At 63.7% G+C, this 1253-nt stretch carries 2 protein-coding genes; both read left to right on the top strand.

Going from position 1 to position 1253, the window contains the following annotated elements; all coding sequences use genetic code 11:
• On the top strand, window positions 1-590 hold a 590-nt coding region (locus MTX36_RS29410; RefSeq protein WP_243623191.1), incomplete at its 5' end, for an ABC transporter ATP-binding protein.
• A partial coding sequence (locus MTX36_RS29415) for a dipeptide/oligopeptide/nickel ABC transporter ATP-binding protein (protein ID WP_243623192.1) occupies window positions 590-1253 on the top strand: 664 nt, incomplete at its 3' end. The genes MTX36_RS29410 and MTX36_RS29415, both read left to right, overlap by 1 nt.

Here is a 1253-nt window from a genome sequence, read left to right on the forward strand (position 1 = left end):
GTGTGGTCATCGCCATGGCGTTGGCCTGCGAGCCGAAGCTGCTGATCGCCGACGAGCCGACGACAGCTCTCGACGTGACGGTGCAGAAGCAGATCCTCGACCTGCTTGCCTCGCTCAACGACAAGCTCAACATGGCTGTGATCCTCATCAGCCATGACCTCGGTGTCGTGTCGGGACGATCCGATCGCGTCGCCGTCATGTACGCCGGTTCCGTCGTGGAAACCTCAGCGACAGAAGAACTGTTCACGCGTCCACGTCACCCGTACACCGAAGCGCTGATGGCCGCGATTCCGCGACTCGAATCGCCGACGCACACGGTGCTGCAGACTATTCCGGGTGGACTTCCGGACATGACCAAGCCGATGACCGGTTGCCGCTTCGCAGCTCGCTGCAAGTACGCGCAGGACGACTGCTTGACCGGAGATCCGGCACTGGCACCCGGGGGAGCCGGGGACCACACATCTGACAGCCATGCGTTCGCGTGCCACTACCCGGTGGATACGCCGGAAGGTACAGCGGCATTGGTCGCCAACGAGAAGGCCGGCATAACCGCAGCGGGCTTGCCGCTCGCGGTGAAGGAGATGGTCTGATGACCACAGCAGTGGATACCAAGAAGCCTGAAACCGTGGGCGCAGCCCTGACGGTCGAGGACTTGGTCGTCGAATTCAACGTCGGCAAGGGACAGACCGTTCACGCCGTCTCCGGCATCAGCTTCACCGTCGCTCCCGGGGAAACCCTGGGCGTGGTCGGCGAATCCGGCTGTGGCAAGTCCACCGCCGGGCGCGCGATCATGCAGTTGCCCTCGCCCACATCAGGTTCCATTCGCCTCGGCGACGTGGAGATGACGGCGCTGGATCCGGAAGAGTTGCGCCGCAGCCGTACTCAGCTGCAGATGATTTTCCAGGATCCCATCTCGTCGCTGAACCCACGTCGTAAGGTCAAGGCTCTCGTCACCGAGGGTCCAGCCATCTGGGGCGGAAAAGACAAGGCAGCCATCGAAGCTCGGGCCCGCGAGGTTCTGGCGGAGGTCGGCCTCGATCCGGACATGGTCTGGGATCGCACGCCGCGCGAGCTCTCGGGTGGTCAGTGCCAGCGTGTGTGCATCGCACGTGCGCTGATGCTCGACCCGAAGGTCCTGATCTGCGACGAGCCCGTCTCGAGCCTCGACGTGTCGGTGCAGGCACAGATCCTGAACCTGCTCGAGGCCGCCAAGAAGCGCCACGGACTGTCCCTGCTGTTCATCGCGCACAACA

It is taken from the genome of Rhodococcus sp. ARC_M6 (assembly GCF_022810305.1).
Lineage (GTDB): Bacteria > Actinomycetota > Actinomycetes > Mycobacteriales > Mycobacteriaceae > Rhodococcus_F.